This is a genomic window from Stenotrophomonas sp. HITSZ_GD, assembly GCF_029543105.1.
Taxonomy (GTDB): Bacteria; Pseudomonadota; Gammaproteobacteria; order Xanthomonadales; family Xanthomonadaceae; genus Stenotrophomonas_A.
On record NZ_JARQXB010000018.1, the window covers coordinates 33,546 to 56,002 of the forward strand.

General features: G+C 68.6%; 18 protein-coding genes and 1 tRNA gene. 10 read left to right on the top strand and 9 right to left on the bottom strand.

What is annotated here, in order from left to right; translation table 11 throughout:
* Window positions 1-38 precede the first annotated feature (38 nt).
* Window positions 39-1,550, top strand: a complete 1,512-nt coding sequence (locus P6166_RS15090; protein WP_277765268.1) for an arylsulfatase — start codon at window positions 39-41, stop codon at window positions 1,548-1,550.
* Window positions 1,551-1,919: 369 nt separating this feature from the next.
* On the opposite strand, the gene P6166_RS15095 is transcribed toward P6166_RS15090, so the two are convergent.
* The 3 genes from P6166_RS15095 to P6166_RS15105 all read right to left on the bottom strand — a co-directional run bounded on the left by P6166_RS15095 (window position 1,920) and on the right by P6166_RS15105 (window position 4,607).
* The gene (locus P6166_RS15095) at window positions 1,920-3,659 is read right to left on the bottom strand and encodes a hypothetical protein (RefSeq protein WP_277765269.1); all 1,740 of its coding nucleotides are present in this window, start codon (window positions 3,657-3,659) and stop codon (window positions 1,920-1,922) included.
* 266 nt (window positions 3,660-3,925) lie between these two features.
* Window positions 3,926-4,345, bottom strand: coding sequence for a hypothetical protein (locus P6166_RS15100; RefSeq protein WP_277765270.1), 420 nt, complete (start codon window positions 4,343-4,345; stop codon window positions 3,926-3,928).
* Between the two features lie 185 nt (window positions 4,346-4,530).
* A tRNA-Arg gene (locus P6166_RS15105) sits at window positions 4,531-4,607 on the bottom strand.
* Between the two features lie 169 nt (window positions 4,608-4,776).
* On the opposite strand from P6166_RS15105, the gene P6166_RS15110 reads away from it, so the two are divergent.
* The 7 genes from P6166_RS15110 (at window position 4,777) to P6166_RS15140 (ending at window position 11,258) form a co-directional block, all read left to right on the top strand.
* Window positions 4,777-6,309: an aldehyde dehydrogenase family protein gene (locus P6166_RS15110; protein ID WP_277765271.1), complete on the top strand. Its 1,533-nt coding sequence runs from the start codon at window positions 4,777-4,779 to the stop codon at window positions 6,307-6,309.
* A gap of 142 nt (window positions 6,310-6,451) precedes the next feature.
* Complete coding sequence (locus tag P6166_RS15115) at window positions 6,452-6,733, top strand: DUF4190 domain-containing protein (RefSeq protein ID WP_130319930.1); 282 nt, start codon at window positions 6,452-6,454, stop codon at window positions 6,731-6,733.
* 4 nt (window positions 6,734-6,737) lie between these two features.
* A complete protein-coding gene (locus P6166_RS15120; protein WP_277765272.1) occupies window positions 6,738-7,502 on the top strand; it encodes a class I SAM-dependent methyltransferase in 765 nt (254 codons plus the stop codon).
* The gene (locus P6166_RS15125) at window positions 7,503-8,558 is read left to right on the top strand and encodes a quinone-dependent dihydroorotate dehydrogenase (protein ID WP_277765273.1); all 1,056 of its coding nucleotides are present in this window, start codon (window positions 7,503-7,505) and stop codon (window positions 8,556-8,558) included.
* Window positions 8,555-9,595 carry a UDP-N-acetylmuramate dehydrogenase gene (gene murB, locus P6166_RS15130; protein WP_277765274.1) on the top strand — a complete coding sequence of 347 codons (1,041 nt, stop codon included), beginning with the start codon at window positions 8,555-8,557 and terminating at the stop codon, window positions 9,593-9,595. The genes P6166_RS15125 and murB overlap by 4 nt, the downstream gene beginning before the upstream one ends.
* A 41-nt stretch (window positions 9,596-9,636) precedes the next feature.
* Window positions 9,637-10,506 (top strand): DMT family transporter, encoded by an 870-nt coding sequence (locus P6166_RS15135; protein ID WP_277765283.1) that lies wholly within the window; start codon window positions 9,637-9,639, stop codon window positions 10,504-10,506.
* Window positions 10,507-10,541: 35 nt separating this feature from the next.
* Window positions 10,542-11,258 (top strand): aspartate/glutamate racemase family protein, encoded by a 717-nt coding sequence (locus tag P6166_RS15140; protein ID WP_277765284.1) that lies wholly within the window; start codon window positions 10,542-10,544, stop codon window positions 11,256-11,258.
* On the opposite strand, the gene P6166_RS15145 is transcribed toward P6166_RS15140, so the two are convergent.
* The 4 genes from P6166_RS15145 to ispG form a co-directional block, all read right to left on the bottom strand.
* The gene (locus P6166_RS15145; RefSeq protein ID WP_277765275.1) at window positions 11,259-12,266 is read right to left on the bottom strand and encodes an alpha/beta fold hydrolase; all 1,008 of its coding nucleotides are present in this window, start codon (window positions 12,264-12,266) and stop codon (window positions 11,259-11,261) included.
* Window positions 12,267-12,391: 125 nt separating this feature from the next.
* Window positions 12,392-13,378, bottom strand: coding sequence for a helix-turn-helix domain-containing protein (locus P6166_RS15150; protein WP_277765276.1), 987 nt, complete (start codon window positions 13,376-13,378; stop codon window positions 12,392-12,394).
* A 228-nt stretch (window positions 13,379-13,606) separates the two neighbouring features.
* Window positions 13,607-14,308 (bottom strand): phosphatase PAP2 family protein, encoded by a 702-nt coding sequence (locus tag P6166_RS15155; RefSeq protein ID WP_277765277.1) that lies wholly within the window; start codon window positions 14,306-14,308, stop codon window positions 13,607-13,609.
* Window positions 14,289-15,554: a flavodoxin-dependent (E)-4-hydroxy-3-methylbut-2-enyl-diphosphate synthase gene (ispG, locus tag P6166_RS15160; protein WP_277765278.1), complete on the bottom strand. Its 1,266-nt coding sequence runs from the start codon at window positions 15,552-15,554 to the stop codon at window positions 14,289-14,291. The genes P6166_RS15155 and ispG overlap by 20 nt, the downstream gene beginning before the upstream one ends.
* Window positions 15,555-15,688: 134 nt before the next feature.
* On the opposite strand from ispG, the gene P6166_RS15165 reads away from it, so the two are divergent.
* Entirely contained in the window at window positions 15,689-16,921 is a 1,233-nt protein-coding gene (locus P6166_RS15165; protein ID WP_277765279.1) for an ATP-binding protein, read from the top strand.
* 95 nt (window positions 16,922-17,016) lie between these two features.
* The gene (locus P6166_RS15170; protein ID WP_277765280.1) at window positions 17,017-17,580 is read left to right on the top strand and encodes a response regulator transcription factor; all 564 of its coding nucleotides are present in this window, start codon (window positions 17,017-17,019) and stop codon (window positions 17,578-17,580) included.
* Between the two features lie 170 nt (window positions 17,581-17,750).
* Here the strand turns inward: P6166_RS15170 and P6166_RS15175 are convergent, their stop codons facing one another.
* Window positions 17,751-19,313: a sodium/sugar symporter gene (locus tag P6166_RS15175; protein ID WP_277765281.1), complete on the bottom strand. Its 1,563-nt coding sequence runs from the start codon at window positions 19,311-19,313 to the stop codon at window positions 17,751-17,753.
* Window positions 19,314-19,412: 99 nt separating this feature from the next.
* The gene (locus P6166_RS15180; protein WP_277765282.1) at window positions 19,413-22,034 is read right to left on the bottom strand and encodes an exo 1,3/1,4-beta-D-glucan glucohydrolase; all 2,622 of its coding nucleotides are present in this window, start codon (window positions 22,032-22,034) and stop codon (window positions 19,413-19,415) included.
* Window positions 22,035-22,457 lie beyond the last annotated feature (423 nt).

Below are 22,457 nucleotides of genomic sequence, written 5' to 3' on the forward strand. Positions count from 1 at the left end.
GGGGCAAGATCACCGCCAACTTCCCCCGGCGACGAAGCATGAACGCCCAGCGCAAGCCCAACATCCTTTTCATCATGGCCGACGACATCGGCTGGTTCAATATCAGCTGCAACAACAACGGCATCATGGGGTACCGCACCCCGAACATCGATCGCATCGCCCGCGAAGGCGCCAACTTCACCGATTTCTATGGCCAGCAGAGCTGCACCGCCGGCCGCGCGGCGTTCATCACCGGGCAGTCGCCGATCCGCACGGGCCTGACCAAGGTCGGCATGCCCGGCGCCACCCTCGGGCTGAGCTTCGAGGACCCCAGCGTGGGCCAGTTCCTCAAGCACTTCGGCTATGCGACCGGGCAGTTCGGCAAGAACCACCTGGGAGATCGCAACGAGCACCTGCCCACCGTGCACGGCTTCGACGAATTCTTCGGCAACCTCTACCACCTCAATGCCGAGGAGGAACCGGAATACCCGAACTATCCCAAGGACCCGGCGTTCCGCAAGAAGTACGGCCCGCGCGGCGTACTGAGGTGCTGGGCCACCGAGCAGGACGATGCGACGGTGGACGAACAGTTCGGCCCCGTCGGCCGGCAGAAGATCGAGAACACCGGCGCATTGACGCGCAAGCGCATGGAGACCGTGGACGAGGAATTCCTGGACTCGGCGCTGGATTTCATCGAACGACAGAGCCGGGCGCAGCAGCCGTGGTTCTGCTATTTCAACCCCACGCGCATGCACGTGTTCACCCACCTCAAGCCCGAATCGGAAGGCAAGACCGGGCTGGGCGTGTATCCGGACGGCATGGTGGAACTGGACGGCTACGTGGGCCAGTTGCTGGACAAGCTCGATGCGCTGGGCGTGGCCGACAACACCCTGGTCGTATTCACCACCGACAACGGCGCCGAGGTGATGACCTGGCCCGATGGCGGCGCCACGCCGTTCCGCGGCGAGAAGGACACCAACTGGGAAGGCGGCTGGCGCGTGCCTTGCGTGATGCGCTGGCCGGGCGTGGTCGCGCCGGGCCGGGTCGTCAACGACATCGCCTCGTTGCAGGATTTCATTCCCACCTTCGCCGCCGCCAATGGCGAGCCGGACCTGGTGGCCAAGGTCAAGGCCGGCTACGAGATGGGCGGCAAGACCTACAAGGTGCACCTGGACGGCTACAACCTGCTGCCGTTCCTCTCCGGGCAGGCGGAGAAGTCGCCGCGCGAAGGTTTCATCTACTGGAGCGACGACGGAGAGTGCATGGCCGTGCGGTTGGGTCGCTGGAAGGTGGTGTTCTCCGAGCAGCGCAACGAGGGCATCGCCGTGTGGCGCGAGCCGCTGGCGCCGATGCGCGTGCCGAAGTTCTTCGACCTGCGCGCCGACCCGTTCGAACGCGGCGAGGTCAGCATCCAGTACACCAACTGGTTGCTGCAGCAGAACTTCCTGCTCTACGCCGCGCCGCCGATGCTGGCCGAATGGCTGTCGAGCTTCAAGGAATTCCCGCCCCGCGCCCGCGCGGCGAGCTTCAGCATCGACAAGGTGATGGAGGCCATGATGCCGCGCAGTTGACCGGCGCGGCCCGGCCTGCGCCCCTGGTGCCATCCGAGCGCCCGCCTTCGTGCGGGCGTTTTGGCGTGCGTGCGCGGCGATGGCGACCCCGGCCCGATTCGAACGGGCGACCTTTCCCTAAGACATCGACCGCCGGTCCAAAATATGGGCCGTTATCCGGTCCAGGCAAACACATTAGGACGGGAATTGCGTTTTGGATGTTGGCGCCAACGACGGCTTTTTCAGCGTCGCCGCAGCAGCCCGTGGGGCTAGCGCCACCTCAGTCAACACTTCGCATGGCTCGGCTGGCCGCACAACTTCAACTTCCTCGCCGACCAGTCGGGCGCGAACCTTAATGTGAGATCCCACGCGCGGCATATTCCTTATCGCTTAGGTCTCGGCCCACCAGCTCCATTTCACATTGTTCGTGCCGGCCACCGCGCCGGCCTTACATTGCACGTAGACGAACGATGCATCAACCGTGACCTCTCGGATTTCGGCGTTGCCGGCATCCAGACTGTTGGAGACTGCGCCGAACCTCGACGGTATACCCAGAAGGCCATGAGGAATCGAGAACAGAGATACGCCGCCGTTGAACGAGGCGATGCCACCGTTCCGGGTCTGCGTGAAGCCCCGGGAGTTGACGCTGATCTGGCTGGCGGCACTGGCCGACGGGAGCGAGATGGGGCTTGCGTTAGTGCCCAGATAGCCGCCGTCGATCTTGATAGCCGCGATACTTTCGGCCGGAATTAGCGACAGATCCATGAACTTGTTGGCGCCTTGGTACTGCGCGCTGAAAATGTCCAGGTGGTTAACGGCCGCAGTCGCCAGGGCACGGAACACCGCAGGAGTGCCGAAGCCGGGGAAGTCGGCATTCACGAAGCGGACGTGAGAGCAGGCCCCAGCGAACGTGACTCCGGCGCCAGTGCCAGACACGTAACTGTTTACAAAGGAGACGTTGTTGACGTTGATCAGGGTAATTGCGTCTGCGCCAGAGCCCGACTGGTTGAAGTAGCAGTTAGAGAAATAGACGTACTTGATCGGAGCGATGGTCGAGCCTTCGATACGGCAGGCTTCCAGCGCCGAACCCTCAAACACGCAATTGTCGAACTGATGAATGCCCGACTTCGCTGCGTTGGACACGATGCGCAGGCAGCGGCCGGCACCAGTGGCTGGCGAGATGCCAACATCGGAAAAGACCAGCGAACCCGCGTTCTCGAAATACAGGGTATCCCCGCCCAGGTAGCCGTAGGACATTTGACAGCCGGACACCCGGATGGCGTAACCCGGGGCAGACGTACCGGTGCCCCGGATATGGCTACGCACGGCGGTGAAGAACCGGGAGTCCACAATCTGCGAGTAAAACACCGTATTGAGCAGTCCGATGCTGTCGTATAGCCCATCAAACGTGCAGTGCCGAATGTTGACGTTCTGACAGTTGTTCAGATAGACGCCCATTTGAAACGTCTTAGCGGGGTCGGATTCACCAATGAAGCCCACGTTCTCGATGGTAGCTTGCTGACCCGCCGCCACAGTGATGACCGGCGCATTAGCCTTTGCAACCAGTCGAGTGCCCTGCGTGCCGGCTTCAGAGCCGCGCAGGTAGAGCGCTCCGCCTGCCGGGATAGTCAAGCCCGCCTGCACCACCATATCGCCCTCGGGGAGCTCTAGCTCCTTCTCGTTTGCGGCGCAGTAGTTGATGGCGGCCTGCAAGCCGAGCGTGTCGTTGGTGACACCATCGGCCAGGACGCCATAATCGCGGGCGCTTACGCGGTCGCGCATCTTGTCTTGCGAGGTCCGGGTTACTGCCCCCGTGCCAGCCTGCAAGAATGCAACGGCGCTGGCGTCGCCCGCATCGGCGCTTACGTCCTCCTGGGTCCAAATTTGCGAGCCATCGGGAGATACGAAATGGTAGCCGTACATAACTCCGGGCATCAGGTACACCGTGGCCTCGCCGCGCGCATTCAAGATGATCGGGTTGGTATTCACTACCGTTCCCGCTCGATTGGCGTAGGTTGCCTGCGGCGTAGTGGTGTTGGCCGCATAGGTAAACAACTTAAACCCGGCCGCCGGCAGTCCAGCATTACTGAAGAACTGCTGCTTCGCGTCAGGGCTGAGAATCGCTGCCATTCCTTGGCTGCTCTAGATGATTCGGCTTCATGCCGGAAATGAGTAAAAGGCGCGGATGGACACAGAGCGTGTCATCGGCATAGCCCCTGACGCCAGTGGCTCTGGCGGCGTGGGGGCAGCTTAAAGCACTGGTGGATCAAGCGCAAAGAGCGCCAGACCGGCTACACCTCAGCGGTTTTCCAGCCGCTTCGTAGGCTTGGGTTTGACCGGAGCGTCGGGGATGGCAGCCTGGCCACTGGCAATGGAGGCGATGGGAAGTCCGCGAGCTAAAGCGGCCAGACTGGTTCCGGGCGCGCCGCTGGAGAGTAAGCGCTCAGCGGGCGGAATGTTGAGAACTCCTCCCCCACCGTTTCAGCAGCACCAATTAGGCCGGCATTGCCCAGCAATGCGGCGGTCACTGAGCCCGTGCCCAGGGCGCCGTAGCTCAGGAGGCGGCCCGCCGTACCGCTGACCGGAATAAGGTCTTTGGGCATCGTCTGACCGAGGCGCGCCAGATTCCGCATTTTTCGCCGGTGCTGCCATTGTGGATTGTCACCCACAGCGCGGCCGGAGAAATGTCGCCCGACGCGCCGGCCACCCGCTTCAGCAGGTTTTCCGTGGTGCGCATATTGGCCCATTGTGTGCAACTGCTTGCGCTTAGCGGCATCTTGCGGACCCACCGCTTGTTCGGCGATGTCATCCAGCATCCTGCGGATTTCCTTGACCGCCGAGCCGATGCGGTCGCCACCTCCTACCTGCAAGCGTCTATTGGCGATGACGGCGCGGTGCGAACGCTGCGATTCCGAGTTGTGACAGCTGTGACCGAACCGTGTGCCTCTTGGAGTAGATGCGCCAATTTGCAATACAGCCAGAAGACCAAGTCCTTGATTTATGGCGACCCCGGCCCGATTCGAACGGGCGACCTTTCCCTTAGGAGGGGAACGCTCTATCCAGCTGAGCTACGGGGCCTTGAGGCGGCGCATTGTCGCATGAACCCCCGGCGCCCCACAGCCGGCCAGGCGCCCGGATGCGGCGCAGCAAGGCCGGTCGCGCGCCTCTGCTAAAATCGCCGGTTCCCGCGCCGCTTCCCCCGCCTTGCCTGCGGCGCCTCGATGCCACGATTCCAGGAGTTCCTTGCATGTCCGCAGCCCTGCTCAAGACGCTCGACCTCGCCGCGACCAACCCCGGCACCTATCTCGGCCGGGGCGAATGGTCCCAGGCCACCGGCGCCGGCGTCCTGCAGCCGCTGAACCCGACCACCCACGAGGTGATCGCCGAAGTCCAGGCCACCACCGAGGCGGACTACGAAACGGTCATCGCCCGCGCGCAGGAAGCCTTCAAGGTGTGGCGCAGCGTGCCGGCCCCGCGCCGCGGCGAAGCCGTGCGCCTGTGTGGCGAGGCGCTGCGCCAGCACAAGGATGCGCTCGGCTCGCTGGTGGCGCTGGAAATGGGCAAGAGCAAGCCCGAGGGCGACGGCGAAGTGCAGGAGATGATCGACATCGCCGATTTCGCCGTCGGCCAGAGCCGCATGCTCTACGGCCACACCATGCACTCCGAGCGCCCCGGCCACCGCATGTACGAGCAGTACCAGCCGCTGGGCCTGGTCGGCATCATCAGCGCGTTCAACTTCCCCGTCGCGGTGTGGAGCTGGAATGCGTTCCTGGCCGCGATCTGCGGCGACGTGTGCATCTGGAAGCCGTCCAACAAGACCCCGCTGACCGCCATCGCGACGATGAAGATCTGCAACGCCGCACTCAAGGACGCTGGCTTCCCGGACCTCTTCTTCCTCGTCAACGACGCCGGCACCGCGTTGTCCGAGCGCCTGGTCGAGGACACGCGCGTGCCGCTCATCAGCTTCACCGGCTCGACCCAGGTCGGCCGCGTGGTGGCCGAGAAGGTCGCGCGCCGCCTTGGCCGCTCGCTGCTGGAGCTGGGCGGCAACAACGCGATCATCCTCGACGAGACGGCCGACCTGAAGCTGGCGGTGCCGGGCATCGTGTTCGGCGCGGTCGGCACGGCCGGCCAGCGCTGCACCACCACCCGCCGCCTGATCGTGCACGAATCCATCTACGACAACGTGCTGGCCACGCTGGTGAAGGCGTACAAGCAGGTCGAGGGCAAGATCGGCGACCCGACCGATGCGGCCAACCTGATGGGCCCGCTCAACAGCCGCGGCGCGGTCGAGCAGTTCCTGGCCTCCATCGAGAAGGCCAAGGCTGCCGGCGGCCGGGTCGAAACCGGCGGCACCGCCATCGACCGCCCGGGCAACTTCGTGCTGCCGGCGATCGTCACCGGCCTGAAGAACAGCGACGAGGTCGTCCAGCACGAGACCTTCGCGCCGATCCTCTACGTGATGAAGTACTCCACCCTGGACGAGGCCATCGACATGCAGAACGGCGTGCCGCAGGGCCTGTCCTCGTCGATCTTCACCCAGAACCTGAAGGCGGCCGAGCGCTTCCTGTCGGCGGCCGGTTCGGACTGCGGCATCGCCAACGTCAACATCGGCACCTCGGGCGCGGAGATCGGCGGGGCGTTCGGCGGCGAAAAGGACACCGGCGGCGGCCGCGAATCCGGTTCGGACGCGTGGAAGGTCTACATGCGCCGCCAGACCAACACGATCAACTACTCCGATTCGCTGCCGCTGGCCCAAGGCATCAAGTTCGACCTCTGACCGGCGCGGGCACGCGATCGCCCTTCGCCCGCGCACGGGCGAAGGCGCGCCAAGGGGGCCGAAACCCACCCTCGGCCCCTTTTCACATCGCCCTAAGGGATAATCCCGCAGGTCCGCTCACTCACTGCAACGGAGCCGCTCGATGAGCAGCGTTCGACAGACCAGCACCCTGGCCATCATCAGCCTGATCGCCGGCATCCTCGGCTGGACCGTCCTGCCCTTCCTCGGCAGCCTGACGGCCATCATCACCGGCCACATGGCCCGCGGCGAGATTCGCCGCGAGCCCGCGCGCTACGAGGGCGACGGCCTGGCCCTGGCCGGGCTGATCCTGGGCTGGGTCAACGTGGCGATCTGGATCCTGGGCGTACTCGCCTTCGTGTTGTTCTTCGGCGGGCTGGCCTGGCTGGGCTGGGCCAATTCCTGAGCCGATGGACCTGTCCTCGCAGGCACGCTTCAGCAACCGGGTGGCGGATTACGTCCGCTACCGTCCGGGCTATCCCCCGCAACTGATGGCCTGGATCCACGACGGCCTGGGCGTGGCGCCGCGGGCGCGCGTGGCCGACATCGGCGCCGGCACCGGCATCTCCTCGCGCATGTTCCTGCAGGCCGGCCACCCGGTGATCGCGGTGGAGCCGAACGCGGCGATGCGCACGGCCGCCGAGCAGTGGCTGGGGGGCGAGGCGGGCTTCGCGGCGCTCGACGGCAGCGCCGAGGCCACCGGCCTGGCCGACGCCAGCGTGGACATGGTCAGCGCCGCGCAGGCCTTCCACTGGTTCGACACGCGCGCGGTACGCGCGGAATGGGCACGCATCCTGCGGCCCGGCGGGCTGGCGTTGGTGTACTGGAATTCGCGCCTGCTCCAGGCCACGCCCTTCCTGGCCGGCTACGAGGCGCTGTTGCTCGAATACGGCACCGACTACCGCGCCGTGGCCGAGCGCTACCAGGACGATGACACGATGCGCGCGTGGTTCGGCGCCGGCTTCGTCGATGCCGCCCGTTTCCCCAACGTGCAGCGGATGGATTTCGACGCGCTGCGCGGCCGCCTGCTCTCCTCCTCCTACGCGCCGGCCGAAGGCCACCCGCGCCACGCGCCGATGCTCGACGCGCTGCGCGCGTTGTTCGACCGCCACGCGGTCGACGGCCACGTCGAATTCGCCTACCAGACACGTGCCTTCGCCGGCACCTTGGACTGAATGTACTCCCTCGCCCGTCCCTTCCTGTTCGCCCTCGACGCCGAACGCGCCCACGGCCTGGGCCTGCGCGCGATCGACACCGCCTACCGCACCGGCACTTCCGCGCTGCTGGCGCCGCGCATCGCGCCGCTGCCCACCCCCGCCTTCGGCCTGCAGTTCCCCAACCCGGTCGGCCTGGCCGCGGGGCTGGACAAGAACGGCGAGCACGTCGAGGCGCTGTTCGCCCTTGGCTTCGGCTTCGTGGAGATCGGCACGGTGACGCCGCGCCCGCAGGTCGGCAACCCGCGCCCGCGGCTGTTCCGCCTGCCGGGACACGAGGCCATCATCAACCGCATGGGGTTCAACAACCTCGGCGTGGATGCGCTAGTGCGTAACGTCGAGCGCGCGCGCCGCCGCGACGGCCTGCTCGGCATCAACATCGGCAAGAACAAGGACACGCCCAACGAGTCCGCCGCCGACGACTACCTGCATTGCCTGGAGCGCGTGTACCCGCTGGCGGACTACATCACCGTCAACATCTCCTCGCCCAATACCGCCGGCCTGCGCGAGCTGCAGGAAGAGCAGGCGCTGCGCCAGTTGATCGGCGCGCTGCGCGAAGGCCAGGAAAAGCTCGCCGCCCAGCATGGCAAGCGCGTGCCGATGCTGGTCAAGGTGGCGCCGGACCTGAGCGACCGCGACATCGAGGCCGCCGCGCGCGTGCTGGCCGAGCTGTCGGTGGACGGCGTGATCGCCACCAACACCACCGTCGCCCGCCCGCTGGTCGAGCACGAGAAGCTCGCCAAGGAGACCGGTGGGCTCTCCGGTGCGCCGCTGATGGGGCAATCCACGCTGGTGCTGCGCCGGCTGCGTTCGCGCCTGCCCGAGTCGATCCCGCTGATCGGCGTGGGCGGCATCACCCGCGGCGCCGATGCGGTGGCCAAGATGTCGGCCGGTGCGAGCCTGGTGCAGGTCTACAGCGGGTTGATCTACCGCGGGCCGATGCTGGTGGGCGAATGCGTGGAGGCGATCCGCCGCCGTCGCGAGGCCCCGAGCCGCGGCGCGGTGTCGGCGCTATGACGACGGCCTGGACGCTGCGCGAAAACGCACCGCTGCGCGCGCTCAACACCTTCCACGTGGACGCTACCGCGCCGTGGCTGCTGCAGCTCGACGACCCCGCCGCCCTGCCCGAGGCCCTGGCGCTGCCGGCCCTGTCCGGGCAGCCGCTGCTGGTGCTGGGCAGCGGCAGCAACGTGCTGCTGGCCGGCGATCCGGAAGGCGTGGTGCTGACCTTCGGCAACCGCGCCATCGAGATCCTGGCGCACCACGCCGACCATGCCCTCCTGCGCGCCGGTGCCGGCACGCCGTGGCACGGGCTGGTGATGTGGTCGCTGGAACATGGGCTCTCGGGGCTGGAGAACCTGGCGCTGATCCCGGGCACCGTCGGCGCGTCGCCCATCCAGAACATCGGTGCCTATGGCGCGCAGGTGGGTGAGTTTATCCACGTCGTGGAAGCCTGGGATCGCCACGCGAACGCGCTGGTGCGCCTGGACGCGGCGCAATGCGCGTTCGGCTACCGCGACAGCGTGTTCAAGCGCGAACCGGGGCGGTGGCTGATCGTGGCGGTGGAATTCCGCTTGCCGCTGCTGCACGAACTGCGCCTGGACTACGCCGGCATCCGCGAGGAGCTGGCGGCCATGGGCGTGGCCACGCCGGAAGCGCGCGACGTCGCGCAGGCGGTCATCGCCATCCGCAAGCGCAAGCTGCCAGACCCGGACGTGCTCGGCAACGCCGGCAGCTTCTTCAAGAACCCGCAGCTGCCGCTGGAGCAGATCGAGACCCTGCGCCATGCATGGCCCGCCCTGCCGGTGTTCCCCGGCGAACGCGAGGGCCTGGGCAAGGTCTCGGCGGCGTGGCTGATCGAGCAATGCGGCTGGAAGGGCGTGCGCGAGGGCGATGCCGGCGTATCGCCGCACCATGCGCTGGTACTGGTCAACCACGGCCAGGCCACCGGCGCCGAACTGCTGGCGCTGGCGCGCCGCATCGCCGATTCGGTCCGCGAACGCTTCGCGGTGGTGATCGAACCGGAGCCGCTGCTGATCGGCGCGCAGTGGTGAACGCCGCCGGCACGCACACGCCGCTGCGCGCGGCCGGGCTGATGCTGGTCAGCACCTGCTGCTTCGGCCTGATGGCCATCGCCATCCGCTACGCGTCGGCCTCCGTGGCGACCCACCAGATCGCCTTCTACCGCAACTTCTTCGGCCTGCTGGCGCTGCTGCCGTTCCTGTTCGTGCGCGGCGGCCCCTTGCCGCGCACGCAGCACATGCACCTGTACCTGGTCCGCACGCTGATCGGCCTGGCCTCGATGCTCTGCGGCTTCTGGGCCATCGGCCACCTGCCGCTGGCACAGGCGATCTCGCTCTCCTATTCGACGCCGCTGTTCGTCACCGTCCTGGCGGTGCTGTGGCTGGGCGAGAAGGTGCGCATGCGCCGCTGGCTGGCGGTGGCGGCCGGCTTCCTGGGCGTGCTGATCATCCTGCGCCCGGGCTCGGCCGCCTTCAGCCCCGGCCTGCTGGTGGCGTTGGCGGCGGCGATGATCAGCGCGGTGGTGGCGATCCAGATCAAGCAGCTCTCGCGCACCGACCCACCCGACACCGTGGTGTTCTACACCTACGTGCTGTGGGTGCCGATGTCGCTGCTCACCGCGCTGCCGAACTGGAGCTGGCCGCAGGGCGGCACCTGGGTGTGGCTGGTGCTGACCGGCGTGTTCGGCACCGGCGGGCAGCTGTTCTGGACGCGCGCGTTGAAGCTGGGCGAGGTGTCCGCGCTGCAACCGATCAGCTTCATGCAGCTGCCGCTGGTGGCGGCGCTGGGCGGCTGGCTGTTCGGCGAATCGCTGGATCGGCACACGGTCGCGGGCGCATTGATCATCGTCGGCGCCAACGTCTACATCGCCCACCGCGAGGCGGTGCTGACGCGGCGCGCGGCCACCCACGCCCCCGTGGAAGGCGCCAAACCGGGCGAGTGAACGCCGCGGCGATGCCCTAAGCTGCGTGCATGGACATGCACGCCACGCCGCAGCGCACGCCTTCCCGCACGATCGGCCTGATCGGCGGGATGAGCTGGGAATCCACCCTGCCCTACTACCGCCACATCAACGAGGTGGTGCGCCGCGAATGCGGCGGCCTGCACTCGGCGCGGCTGCTGCTGCACAGTGTCGACTTCCACGACATCGAAGCGCTGCAGCGGGCCGGGGACTGGGACGCCGCCGGTGCCTACCTGGCGGGCGCGGCGCGTGCGTTACACGCCGGCGGCGCGGATTTCCTCGTGCTGTGCACCAACACCATGCACCGCGTGGCCGACGCGATCGAAGCCGCCACGCCATTGCCTTTGCTGCATATCGCCGACCCCACCGCCGCCGCGTTGGCGAAGCTGGGCGCGCGCAAGGTCGGCCTGCTCGGCACCCGCTTCACGATGGAGCAGGACTTCTACCGCCAGCGCCTGCAACAACAGGGCTTCGAAGTGATCGTGCCCGACGCCGGCGCGCGCGAGGACGTGCACCGGATCATCTACGACGAGCTGTGCCTGGGCGTGCTGCGCGAGGCATCGCGGCAGCGCTATCGCCAGGTCATCGCCGCGCTGGTACAGGCCGGCGCCAGCGCCATCGTGCTGGGCTGCACCGAGATCGCCCTGCTGGTGCGCGCCGAGGACGCCCCCGTGCCGCTGCTCGACACCGCGCTGCTGCACGCCGAGGCTGCGGCACTGCACAGCCTGCGCTGATCAGGCGCGGCGGCGCCGCCAGAAGCGCGCGGTGGCCTCGAACGCGCGATCCAGTTCGCCGCGCGAATCGGCGGGGCGGTAGTCACGGCGCGGCGCGGGATCGCGCTGGCGCTCGGCCAGGAAGCCCGCGGCCGCGTCGGCCACCTGCGGCAACGCCAGCAGCCGACGATGGCCGGCGCCGTGCGTCACCACCAGCCGCGCACCGGGCCAGCCGGCCACCAGCCGCTGCGATTGCGCCAGCGGCACCTCGCGGTCGCCGCTGTCGTGCACGACCAGCAGCGCATCGCGCGGCACCTCGGCCGGCAATGCGGCGATCTCCAGGTCGCTCCATTCGATGCCCAGCCAGCGCGACACGCGGCTCGTAAAGCGTGCGACCGTCTCGCCGGCCACGCCGAGCTGCCGCGCGAATCCGTCGATCGCCGCTTGTGGCTCGCAGAACGGCGCCACGAATACCAGCGCGCGCGGCGCCTGCCAGCCCTGGCGCATGGCCAGCGCCAGCGCGGTGCAGCCGCCGGAGTGCGCGATGACACCGTGCAGCGGCCCCAGGTGCGACGCCAGCGCGCGCAGCGCGTCGGCGAACTCGAAGAACGTCACCCGGCGGCGGCCGTGGCGGCTGCCCGCCGAGGCGCCATGCGCGGGCGCATCGAATGCCGCCACGCGGAAGCCCGCCGCCAGCAGCGGCGGCACGAAGGCATGCAGCTGCCCCGCATGGCCGCCCCAGCCGTGCATGAGCAGCACCCACGGGCCCTGCTCGCCCCAGGTCCAGGCCGCGACGGATTTGCCGTGCAGCGTCAGCGGTACGTGCCTGCCCTGCGCCAGGCAGGCCCGCGCCGCGGCGTCGGGGTGGGTGCGCGGCGCGCGGAACCACAGCCGGTCCATCCCCCACGACGCCAACGTGGGGCTGATGCGCGCCAGCGCACGCATCGCCATGCGCAGCAGCGTAAGGCCCCGTGGCCGCTTGGCCGTGGCAGTGCCGCTCGCCGTTCCCGCCTGTACCCGTGTAGACATCAGCCCTCTCCTGGTCGCGATGAACCCGCACGCGGCGCGTGCGGCACGGCACAGGCTAGGCGGGCATGCCGCACGCGTAAGCAGGCGCGATCGCCAGTTGCCGGGGCGATTGCGCCAGCCCCGGCTCAGAACAGCTTGGCGTCCTGCGGCTGGAACTTGCGCCGGAATGCGGCGGGCGTGAGCTGCGTATGGCGGGCGAACAGGCGCGAGAACGTGGCCACGTCGAGGTAGCCGACCTGCTCGGCGACCTGCGCCACGCTCAAGGTGGTGGCCTCCAGCAGCGTGCGGGCCTTTTCCACGCGCAGGTCCTGCAGCATCTCCAATGGCGTGCGGCCGGTCTCGGCCCTGAAGCGGCGCAGCAGCGTGCGGCTGGACAGGTGGAACGCGCGCGCCAGCTCGGCCAGCTGGTAGCGCTCGGCCAGGCGCGGCGCGAACCAGGCCGCGACCGCGCGCGAGAACGACTCCTGCCGGCGCGTCGCCAGGCGCCGGTCCAGGTACGGCGCCTGGCTGTCGCGCCCGCCATCGATCAGGCTGAAGCGCCCCACCGCGCGTGCCAGGCTGGGACCGGCGCGATCGCGGATCAACTGCAGGGCCAGGTCGCCATAAGCGGAAAATGCGCCGGAAGTGACGATGCCGCCATCGCGCACCAGCAGCGCGTCGCGCACGACTTCCACCTGCGGGTAGCGCGCCGCCATCTGCTCGGCGAACGCCCACGAGGTGGTGGCGCGACGCCCGTCGAGCACGCCGGCTTCGGCCAACAGCAGGCTGCCGGTGCATACCGAGGCCAGCGTGCGGTGGCGGCCGGCATCGGCGATCAGCGCCTGCTCGGCGCGCAGCCGGCCGAAGGTGTCCTCCAGCGGCGGCATGTCCGCGCCGAAGTCGAAGGCCGGCACGACCAGCAGGTCGTAGGCACCCACCGCCTCCACCGACAGGCCCACGCCGCCCGCCAGCCGGACCGTGCCCGCGCGGGTACCCACGATGGAGACATCGAACGGCGCGGGCGCGTCGGGCGCGCGATAGGCCTGGATGCGGTTGGCGACGAGCAGCACGTCGGACAGGCCGAGCACCTCGGCGCCCATGCATCCGTCATAGGCAAGAATGGCGATGCGCATGCGCGCCTCCGGCAATGAATGCCCAAAGCGTGGCGATCCCGCCACGCAGGTCAAGCCCCCGGGTGGCGGGCGAAGGCCGCTGCGCGGGAAAAATCCCCGTCGAATCAACTGCCTGGCCGAAGCCGCCGGCCGATGCTGGCGCGACACCCCACGAATCTGGCGGGATTGCCCAGGCCACCGGCAAGCTCCCTGCCCAACGCGCCGCGGCCGCCCGCGCCGCGGGCCCGGCTAGGCGGGCGACCCGGCGCCGTGGCGACGCCACGGCCGGTAATGGCGCCGGAAGCACACCAGGTACAGGCCGGTCACCCAGGCCAGCGCGGCGCACCAGCCGGCGAGGATGTCCGAGGGGTAATGCACGCCGAGGTAGACCCGCGACACGCCTACCAGCAGCACGAAACCACCCGCGGCCAGCGCGACCGGCCAGCGCCAGCGCGTGCGCCACGCCAGGGCCACCAGCACCGCGGCCAGCGTCATCGAACCCATCGCGTGGCCGCTGGGGAAGCTGAAAGTGCTTTCCGGCGCGATCGACTCCCACAGGCTCGGCCGCTCGCGCTGGAAGAAATGCTTGGCGCCCACGTTCAACAGCGCCGAACCGACGAAGCCCACGCCGGCGAAGACCGCCTCGCGCCAGCGGCGCACGCCGACCAGCACGAGCACGACGAGGGTGTCGGCCGGAATCAGCCCCCACTGGTAGCCGAGCTTGGAGACCAGCACGAAGAAGTCGTCCAGGGGCGGCGATGCCCAGCCGCGCAGCCGCCACAGCAGCGGGTCGTCGAAGAAGAAGTTCTCCAGCTCGTGCACTTCGTCGGCCAGGCTGGCGAACACGCCCAGCGGCAGCAGCACGCCGCCGAACAACAGCACGATGCGCCAGGCGTTGCTGCCCAGCCAACGACGGAAACCGGCCGGGCTCTCAGCCGGCCGAACGGGCATAGCGGGTGTCGACGTACTCGTCGATCAGCGCGACGAATTCCTGCGCGATGTTCTCCCCGCGCAGCGTCACCTTCTTCTCGCCATCCACGAACACCGGCGCGGCGGGCGCTTCGCCCGTGCCCGGCAGCGAGATGCCGATGTTGGCGTGGCGCGATTCGCCCGGCCCGTTCACCACGCAGCCCATCACCGCCAGGGTCATGTTCTCCGCGCCCGGGTGGGTGACCTTCCACTCGGGCATCTTGCCGCGCACATGGTTCTGCACGACCTTGGCCAGCTCCTGGAAGAACTCCGAGGTGGTGCGGCCGCAGCCCGGGCAGGCGGTGACCAGCGGGGTGAAGGCGCGCTGGCCGGTGGTCTGCAGCAGCTCCTGCGCGACGATCACTTCCTGCGTGCGCGATTGCCCCGGCTCGGGCGTGAGCGAGATGCGGATGGTGTCGCCGATGCCTTCCTGCAGCAGCACCGACAGCGCCGCCGCCGAGGCGACGATGCCCTTGCTGCCGATGCCCGCCTCGGTCAGGCCCAGGTGCAGGGCGAAATCGCAGCGCGAGGACATGTCGCGGTACACCGCGATCAGCTCCTGCACGCCGGAGACCTTGGCCGAAAGCACGATGCGGTCGCGCGGCAGGCCCAGTTCCACCGCGCGTTCGGCCGAGTCCACCGCCGAGCGGATCAGCGCCTCGCGCAGCACGCGGCCGGCATCCCAGGGCTGCTCGCGGCGGGAGTTCTCGTCCATCAGCTGGGCGGCCAGGCCCTGGTCCAGCGAGCCCCAGTTGGCACCGATGCGCACCGGCTTGCCGTAGCGGATGGCGAATTCGATCAGCTGGCCGAACTGCAGGTCCTTCTTCTTGCCGAAGCCGACGTTGCCCGGGTTGATGCGGTACTTGGCCAGCGCCTCGGCGCAGGCCGGCTCGCCGGCGAGCAGCTGGTGGCCGTTGTAGTGGAAGTCGCCGATCAGCGGCACCTCGATACCCATCATCGCCAGCTTGTCGACGATGCGCGGGATGGCCGCGGCGGACTCGGGATTGTTCACCGTCAGGCGCACCATCTCCGAGCCGGCGCGCCACAGCTCGGCCACCTGCTTGACGCTGGCGGCGACGTCGGCGGTGTCGGTGTTGGTCATCGACTGCACCACCACCGGCTTGCCGCCACCGACGGTGACATTGCCGATGCGGACCGGCTGGGTCAGGCGGCGGGGCCAGGCGCCGGTTTCGGCGGGCGGGGTTGGGCGGGTCACGGCGTCATGCATGCAGCCATTTTAGTGCGAGCCGGCCCAATGCGCGCCAACTTCGCACCGCCGCCCTCGCCCGCCCGGTACCCGCCATGCCGTGTGACAGACTGTCGCACGCGCCTGCGCGCGCGACGGCATAGCATGACGCCCCGATGGACAACAGCCACAACGCCTCTTTCCTCCGCACCCTGTGCAGCCTGCGCTGGCTGGCCACCGCCGGCCAGGCGGTCACCATCCTGGTGGCGACCTGGGCGCTGGGGCTGGCGCTGCCGCAGCCGCCGCTGTGGGCCGGCGTGGCCGCGCTGGCGGTGTTCAACCTGTATGCGCGCTGGCGGGTCGGGCTGGAGCGGCCCATCGGCCCAGCGACCGCGTTCGGCCACGTGCTGGTGGATGTGGTCGTCCTGACCTGGATGATCGGCTGGAGCGGCGGCATCGCCAACCCGTTCGGCTCGCTGTTCCTGGTGCTGATCGCCCTGGCCGCCTTCGCCCTGCCGCTGGCCTGGGGCCTGGCGGTGGCCGCGGCCTGCGTGGCCGGCTACACGCTCAGCGCCTTGTTCGGCCTGCCGCTGCCGCCGGGGCGGATCGACCCGGACGTGCTCCACCTGGTCGGCGTGGCGCTCAACTTCCTGCTGTCCTCGGCGGTGGTGGTGGTGTTCACCACGCGGCTGGCGTTCTCGCTGCGCCAGCGCGAGCAGGAACTGGCCACGCTGCGGGAGCGCTTCGCCCGCAACGAGGGCATCGTCACCCTGGCCACGCACGCCGCCTCGGTGGCGCACGAACTCAACACCCCGCTGGCGACGATGACGCTACTGGTGGACGACATCGCCGAACAATCGCAGCAGGCCGAGCTGCGCGAAGACCTGGATACCCTGCGCGAGCTGCTGGTGCTGTGCCACGAGCGCGTGCTGGCGCTGGCCGCCCCGGCCGACCGCAGCAATGCGCAGGAGGCGGTCACCGTGCAGGAAGTGCTGGCGCAATGGCGCCTGGTGCGGCCGAACGTGCAGCTGCAGCGCAACCTCGACGCGCCGATGCCGCTGCGCCTGGAACCCGGCGTGGGCCACCTGCTGATGGTGCTGCTCAACAACGCCGCCGACGCCAGCGAGCGCGCCGGCCGGCCCCGCGTGGACCTGGAGCTGCGCGTGGCCGGCGGACAGCTGCTGGGCGAAGTGCGCGACTACGGGGCCGGTTTTGACACCGCCAAGGCCACCCTGCCCAATACCCTGTACGACAGTGGCAAGCGGCACGGCATGGGCGTGGGCCTGGCCCTGTCGCACGCCACCGTCGAACGCCTGGCCGGTGAACTGTGGATGCAACCTGCCCAAGGCAGCGGCGCGCGGGTGGGTTTCCGCCTGCCGTTGCCGGTGGCCGAGGAGACGACGTCGTGAACCCGTGGCAGCAGCAAGGAGATTCCCGTGGCATGTCGACCGGTAGCCCTACCGCCCACCCCGCTTTCGTCGCACAAGGCGCCGGGAGCCCGGGCATGAGCCCCGACGCCCCGCGCGTGGGCCTGCTGGTCGACGACGATGCGCTGTACCTGCGCACGCTGCAGCGCAGCCTGGCGCGGCATGGCGTGGAGACCGTGGTGGCCAGCGACCCGGCCAGCGCGTTGAGCGTGGCGCGGCAGTCGCGCCCGGATTTCGCGCTGATCGACCTCAAGCTCGGCCACGAGTCGGGCCTGGCGCTGATCCAGCCGCTGCGCGCGATCCGCGCGGACATGCGCATCCTGCTGGTGACCGGTTACGCGAGCATCGCCACCGCGGTGGAAGCGATCAAGCTCGGCGCGGACGACTACCTGCCCAAGCCGGCGAACATTCCCACCATCCTGCGCGCGCTCGGCGAGGACGACGAGGAACTGCCGGAAGCCGAGGGCGAGGACGACGGCACGCCGGAGATGATGACGCCGCTCAGCCGCCTGCAGTGGGAGCACATCCAGCAGGCGCTGCACGAGACCGGCGGCAACATCTCGGCCGCGGCGCGCTTGCTGGGCATGCACCGGCGCTCGCTGCAGCGCAAGCTGACCAAGCGGCCCAGCCCGGGGCGCTGAAGGGTTCCCGCGAGGGTCTCGTTGCAGGAGCGGCTTCAGCCAGGACTGCGCGATGGCGAGGTCGCGGCTGAAGCCGCTCCTACAAGGGCGGTTCTACGCGTTGCCGAGGCAGCGAACGCGCCAAAAAAAAAGGCCGCCCGAAGGCGGCCTTTTTCATGCCTTGCGCCAGCTCACCAGAACGCGGTGTACAGCGCGATCAGAATCGCGATGACGCCCACCGCGCCCATGTTGAAGCTCATCGGCGTGCCGTAGCGCACGTCGTCGGTGCGGATCATGTCGCGGCCCGGCTGCGCCTTCGTCGCCAGCGACACCGCCACCGCGGCCACCAGCGAGGCCAGGAACACCACGCCCACGCGGTCCATGAACGGCAGCGACGGCCAGCCCAGCTTGAACACGATCGACAGCACGAACGAGCCGATCGCCGCGGTCAGCGCGCCGGCTTCGTTGGCGCGCTTCCAGAACAGGCCCAGCATGAAGATCACCACGATGCCCGGGGTGAAGAAGCCGGTGAATTCCTGGATGTACTGGAAGCCCTGGTCGAAGCCGCCCAGCAACGGGCGCGCGGTGAGGATGCCCACGATCACCGCCACGATGGCGACGATGCGGCCCACGCGCACCAGGTGCTTTTGGTTGGCCTGCGGGCGCGACTTGGCGTAGAAGTCCAGGGTGAAGATGGTCGCCACCGAATTGATCTTGGAGGCCAGCGAGGCGACGATCGCCGCCACCAGCGCGGCGAACACCAGCCCCAGGATGCCGCTGGGCAGCAGCTGCATCATCGTCGGGTAGGCCTGGTCCGGCTTGGCCAGGTCCGGCGCCAGCACCACCGCGGCAATGCCCGGCACCACGATCACCACCGGCATCAGCAGCTTCAGGAACGCGGCGAACACCATGCCCTTCTGCGCCTCGCCGATGTTCTTGGCCGCCAGCGCGCGCTGGATGATGTACTGGTTGAAGCCCCAGTAGCTGATGTTCATGATCCACAGCCCGCCCAGCAGCACGCTCAGGCCCGGCAGGTCCTTGTAGAACGGGTTGTCCTTGGAAAGGATCATGTGGAAGTGCTCCGGGTGGGCATTCCACAGGTGCTGGAACCCGGCCAGCACGCCTTCACCGGCGCCGATGCGCGAGAGCGTCAGGCCGGCCACCAGCAGGCCGCCGAGCACCAGCAGCATGACCTGCACGATGTCGGTCAGCGCCACCGCCTTCAGGCCGCCGTACAGCTGGTACAGCAGCGCGAAGATGCCGATCAGCGCCAGCGCCAGCATCTGGTCCATGCCGGTGACCTGGGTCACCGCGATCGACCCCAGCCACAGGATCGAGGTCAGGTTGACGAACACGTACAGGCCCAGCCAGAACACCGCCATCAGCGTGCGGATGCGGTTGCCGTAACGCTGCTCCAGGAACTGCGGCATCGTGTAGATGCCGTTGCGCAGGAAGATCGGCAGGAAGAACTTGCCCACGATCAGCAGCGTCAGCGCGGCCATCCATTCGTAGGAGGCGATCGCCAGGCCGATGGCGTAGCCGGAGCCGGCCATGCCGATGATCTGCTCGGCGGAAATATTGGCGGCGATCAGCGAGGCACCGATCGCCCACCACGGCAGCGACTTGCTGGCGAGGAAGTAGTCCTCCGCGCTTTTGTCATGCCCTGCCTTCTCGCGCGAGACCCACTGCGCGAGCACGAAGATGCCGGCCAGATACACCAGCACGATCACGATATCGAGTGTCGCCAGACCCACTGTACTTCTCCCGGCCGAACGCGCGCGGCGCGCGGCTGCGTCGGCTCATTGCTTGGAAAAACGCGCGGCGGCCTCCCCGGCCGCCGCGCGTGGCGTTGCTTACTTGGCGGTGGCGCAGTCCACCGCCACCACGTCGGCCTGGCTCTGGCCCAGCGCGATGCGCGAGAACGACACATCGGCCTTCGCGGCGCTGGCCAGGTACGGCACCTGCACCAGCTTGGTCATGTCGGCGCCGGCGGCCTGGAAGCACTTCAGCGGCACCGCGAGCACCTTCCACTGCCCGGCCGGCAGCTGGCCGACCGTCTTGCCGATGTCCACCTGGCCGCTGCAGCCCTGGCCGCAGCCCACGCCCAGCCACAGCGGGCCGGTGAGGTCGCTGTCGCGGCGCAGGGTGACGTACATCAGGATGTCGCCGTTGGTTTCGCGGCTCAGGTCCAGCGCCTTGGCCGACACCAGCTGCGCGCGCGCGTCGCTGGCACCGGACCAGACCAGGCGGCGCGCGTCTTCCTGCGCCTTGTGGTCGACCGCGCTCATCTTCAGGCTGCCATCGGACAGGCCCACCGGCACGGTGGTGGCCGGCATGTCGGCGTGCGACGCGTTGGAGAGCTGCATCGCCACGCCGATGGCCGGCTTGCCGCGGTTGAAGTACACGCCGCCGGCGGACTGGTCGCCGCTCACGCCCGATTCCTCGGACAACTTGGCCTGCTCGCCCTTGTCGGCGTAGGTCAGGCCGTAGCCGAAGGCGAACTGCGGGTCGTAGTCCTTCTGGCCCACGTTGTTGTGGAACTGCACCGCGGTGCGCGGCCAGGAGAAGCTGAGCTTGCCCTTGAAGTCGTTCTGCACGCTACCGTCGGCCTTGCGCAGGATCACGTCGGCGATGCCGGCGCCTTCCGAGCCCGGCAGCCACGCGGCCACGAACGCATCGGCGGTATTGATCTCGCGGTTCATCCACAGCGGACGGCCGCTCAGGAACACCGCCACCACCGGAATGCCGTCGGCCTTGAGCTTCTTGAGCAGCTCCAGGTCGCTGTCATCGCCCGGCTTGTAGAGCAGCGTGGAGATATCGCCCTGGAATTCGGCGTAGGGGTTCTCACCGAACACCACCACGGCCACGTCCGGCTTGGTCTTGTACTGGCCCTCGATGGACAGCTCGGCCTTGCCGCCGGCCGCGTCGATCTGCTGCTTCAGGCCTTCCCAGATGGTGTTGCCGTTGGGGTAGTCGGCGCGCGTGGTGCCGGTGCCCTGCCAGTTGAGCGTCCAGCCGCCGGACTGCTTGCCCATGTCGTTGGCGCCGTCGCCGGCCACCAGGATGCGCTTGCGCGGGTCCAGCGGCAGCGTGCCGCCGTTGTTCTTGAGCAGCACCAACGATTCGCGCACCGCCTGGCGGGCGATGGCGCGGTGTTCGGGCGAGCCGAGCAGTTCGTACTTGCCGCCCAGCGGGCGCTGCGACGGCTTGCCGGCCTCGAACAGGCCCAGGCGCATCTTGACGCGCAGGATGCGGCGCACGGCATCGTCCAGGCGCTCCTGGGTGATCTTGCCGGACTTCACTGCCGCCAGCTCGCTTTCGTACAGGCCCTTCCAGCTGTCGGACGCCATCGCCAGGTCCAGGCCGGCGTTGAAGGCGGCCGGGCAATCGGTGGTGGTGCAGCCCTTGACCTGGCCGTGGCCGTTCCAGTCGCCGACGACGAAACCGCCGAAGTTCATGCGGTCCTTCAGGACGTCGGTGAGCATGGCCTTGTAGCCGTGCATCTTCTCGCCGTGGAAGCTGTTGAACGAGGCCATCACCGCCTGCGCGCCGGCCTCGATCGCCGGCGGATAACCGGCCGCGTGGATATCGCGCAGCTCGGCCTCGGTGACCTGGGTATCGCCCTGGTCCTTGCCATCGGTGGTGCCGCCGTCGCCGACGTAATGCTTGACCGAGGAGATGACGTGGTGCCCGTCGAGGAAGCCCGGCTGGCCGGGTTCGCCCTGCAGGCCCTTCACCATCTCGCCCGCGTAGCTGGCCACGACCTGCGGCGATTCGGAGTAGCCCTCGTAGGTACGGCCCCAGCGGTCGTCCTGCGGCACGGCCACGGTGGGCGCGAAGGTCCACTCCATGCCGGTGACTCGGGTTTCGGCGGCGGTGACCTCGCCGATCTTGCGGATCAGCGCCGGGTTGCGCATCGCGCCCAGGCCAATGTTGTGCGGGAACAGCGTGGCGCCGACGATGTTGCTCTGGCCGTGCACGGCGTCGATGCCGAAGATGATCGGGATCGCATGGCCGCCCTGCGAGGTGTCCATGGACGCCTCGTAGAACGCATCGGCGAGCTTGAGCCACTCGGCCGGGCTGGCGTTGTACTTGCCGCCCGGATCGGAGCTGCCGCCGGCGAGGATCGAACCGATGCGGTACTTGCGCACGTCCTCGGGGGTGATGCTGGCGATATCGCCCTGGATGGTCTGGGCGACCTTTTCCTCGACGCTCATTTGCGCCATCACGTCATCGATGCGCTTTTCCAGCGCCGGATCGTTGGCGAACGGCCACTTCGGCGTGGGCCACTGGTCCGGGTGGATGGTGACGGGCTGGTCGGCGGCCGGCGTGGCCGGCGCCGCGGCGGCGGTCTTCTCGGCGTCGCCGTTGCCATCGCGGTGGCAGGCGGCGAGCAGGAACAGCGAGGCGGCGGTGGCGGCGGCCAGCAGATGACGGGTCATCGGCGCCCGTGCGCGACGAGGCAGCTTTTCCAAGAGGCGGTTCTCCATACAGGTAAGCCGTCGGGCGTTGGGCCGACGGCGGCGCCGGTACGTTTGGGCATTTGTATAGCGCTGTCAAACTTGAGGTTGGCTATAGCTCATGGGCATCCGTATATCGGAATGAGATATATGCGGTGTGGCGCGGGAAAAGCTCGGAGGTGTTGGGGTTTTTTCGCTTGCCGCTTCGTTCCGCGGCGGCGGGTTGCGGGTGGAGATTGTTGCGGCGCACCACGGGGTGGGTGGGGGATTGCGCGGTGTTTTGGGTTGGGCGGTGGTGGTTTTTTTATGGGGCGCGCTCGTGGTGCGGCGTGTTGCGTTGTCTTACGGTGCGGGCACCGGTCTGGCGGGTATGGTCGTCACGGCTCAGCAGACGTCCTGTCCGATTCGCCGCCGCGGGCCATCCATGGCCCGCTGACG

Bases quoted from the DNA above. Each gene is read 5' to 3' on its own strand.
- P6166_RS15090 (WP_277765268.1), top strand. From the start codon at position 39: ATGAACGCCCAGCGCAAGCCCAACATCCTTTTCATCATGGCCGACGAC.
- P6166_RS15095 (WP_277765269.1), bottom strand. From the start codon at position 3,659: ATGGCAGCGATTCTCAGCCCTGACGCGAAGCAGCAGTTCTTCAGTAAT.
- P6166_RS15100 (WP_277765270.1), bottom strand. From the start codon at position 4,345: ATGCTGGATGACATCGCCGAACAAGCGGTGGGTCCGCAAGATGCCGCT.
- P6166_RS15110 (WP_277765271.1), top strand. From the start codon at position 4,777: ATGTCCGCAGCCCTGCTCAAGACGCTCGACCTCGCCGCGACCAACCCC.
- P6166_RS15115 (WP_130319930.1), top strand. From the start codon at position 6,452: ATGAGCAGCGTTCGACAGACCAGCACCCTGGCCATCATCAGCCTGATC.
- P6166_RS15120 (WP_277765272.1), top strand. From the start codon at position 6,738: ATGGACCTGTCCTCGCAGGCACGCTTCAGCAACCGGGTGGCGGATTAC.
- P6166_RS15125 (WP_277765273.1), top strand. From the start codon at position 7,503: ATGTACTCCCTCGCCCGTCCCTTCCTGTTCGCCCTCGACGCCGAACGC.
- murB (WP_277765274.1), top strand. From the start codon at position 8,555: ATGACGACGGCCTGGACGCTGCGCGAAAACGCACCGCTGCGCGCGCTC.
- P6166_RS15135 (WP_277765283.1), top strand. From the start codon at position 9,637: ATGCTGGTCAGCACCTGCTGCTTCGGCCTGATGGCCATCGCCATCCGC.
- P6166_RS15140 (WP_277765284.1), top strand. From the start codon at position 10,542: ATGCACGCCACGCCGCAGCGCACGCCTTCCCGCACGATCGGCCTGATC.
- P6166_RS15145 (WP_277765275.1), bottom strand. From the start codon at position 12,266: ATGTCTACACGGGTACAGGCGGGAACGGCGAGCGGCACTGCCACGGCC.
- P6166_RS15150 (WP_277765276.1), bottom strand. From the start codon at position 13,378: ATGCGCATCGCCATTCTTGCCTATGACGGATGCATGGGCGCCGAGGTG.
- P6166_RS15155 (WP_277765277.1), bottom strand. From the start codon at position 14,308: ATGCCCGTTCGGCCGGCTGAGAGCCCGGCCGGTTTCCGTCGTTGGCTG.
- ispG (WP_277765278.1), bottom strand. From the start codon at position 15,554: ATGCATGACGCCGTGACCCGCCCAACCCCGCCCGCCGAAACCGGCGCC.
- P6166_RS15165 (WP_277765279.1), top strand. From the start codon at position 15,689: ATGGACAACAGCCACAACGCCTCTTTCCTCCGCACCCTGTGCAGCCTG.
- P6166_RS15170 (WP_277765280.1), top strand. From the start codon at position 17,017: ATGAGCCCCGACGCCCCGCGCGTGGGCCTGCTGGTCGACGACGATGCG.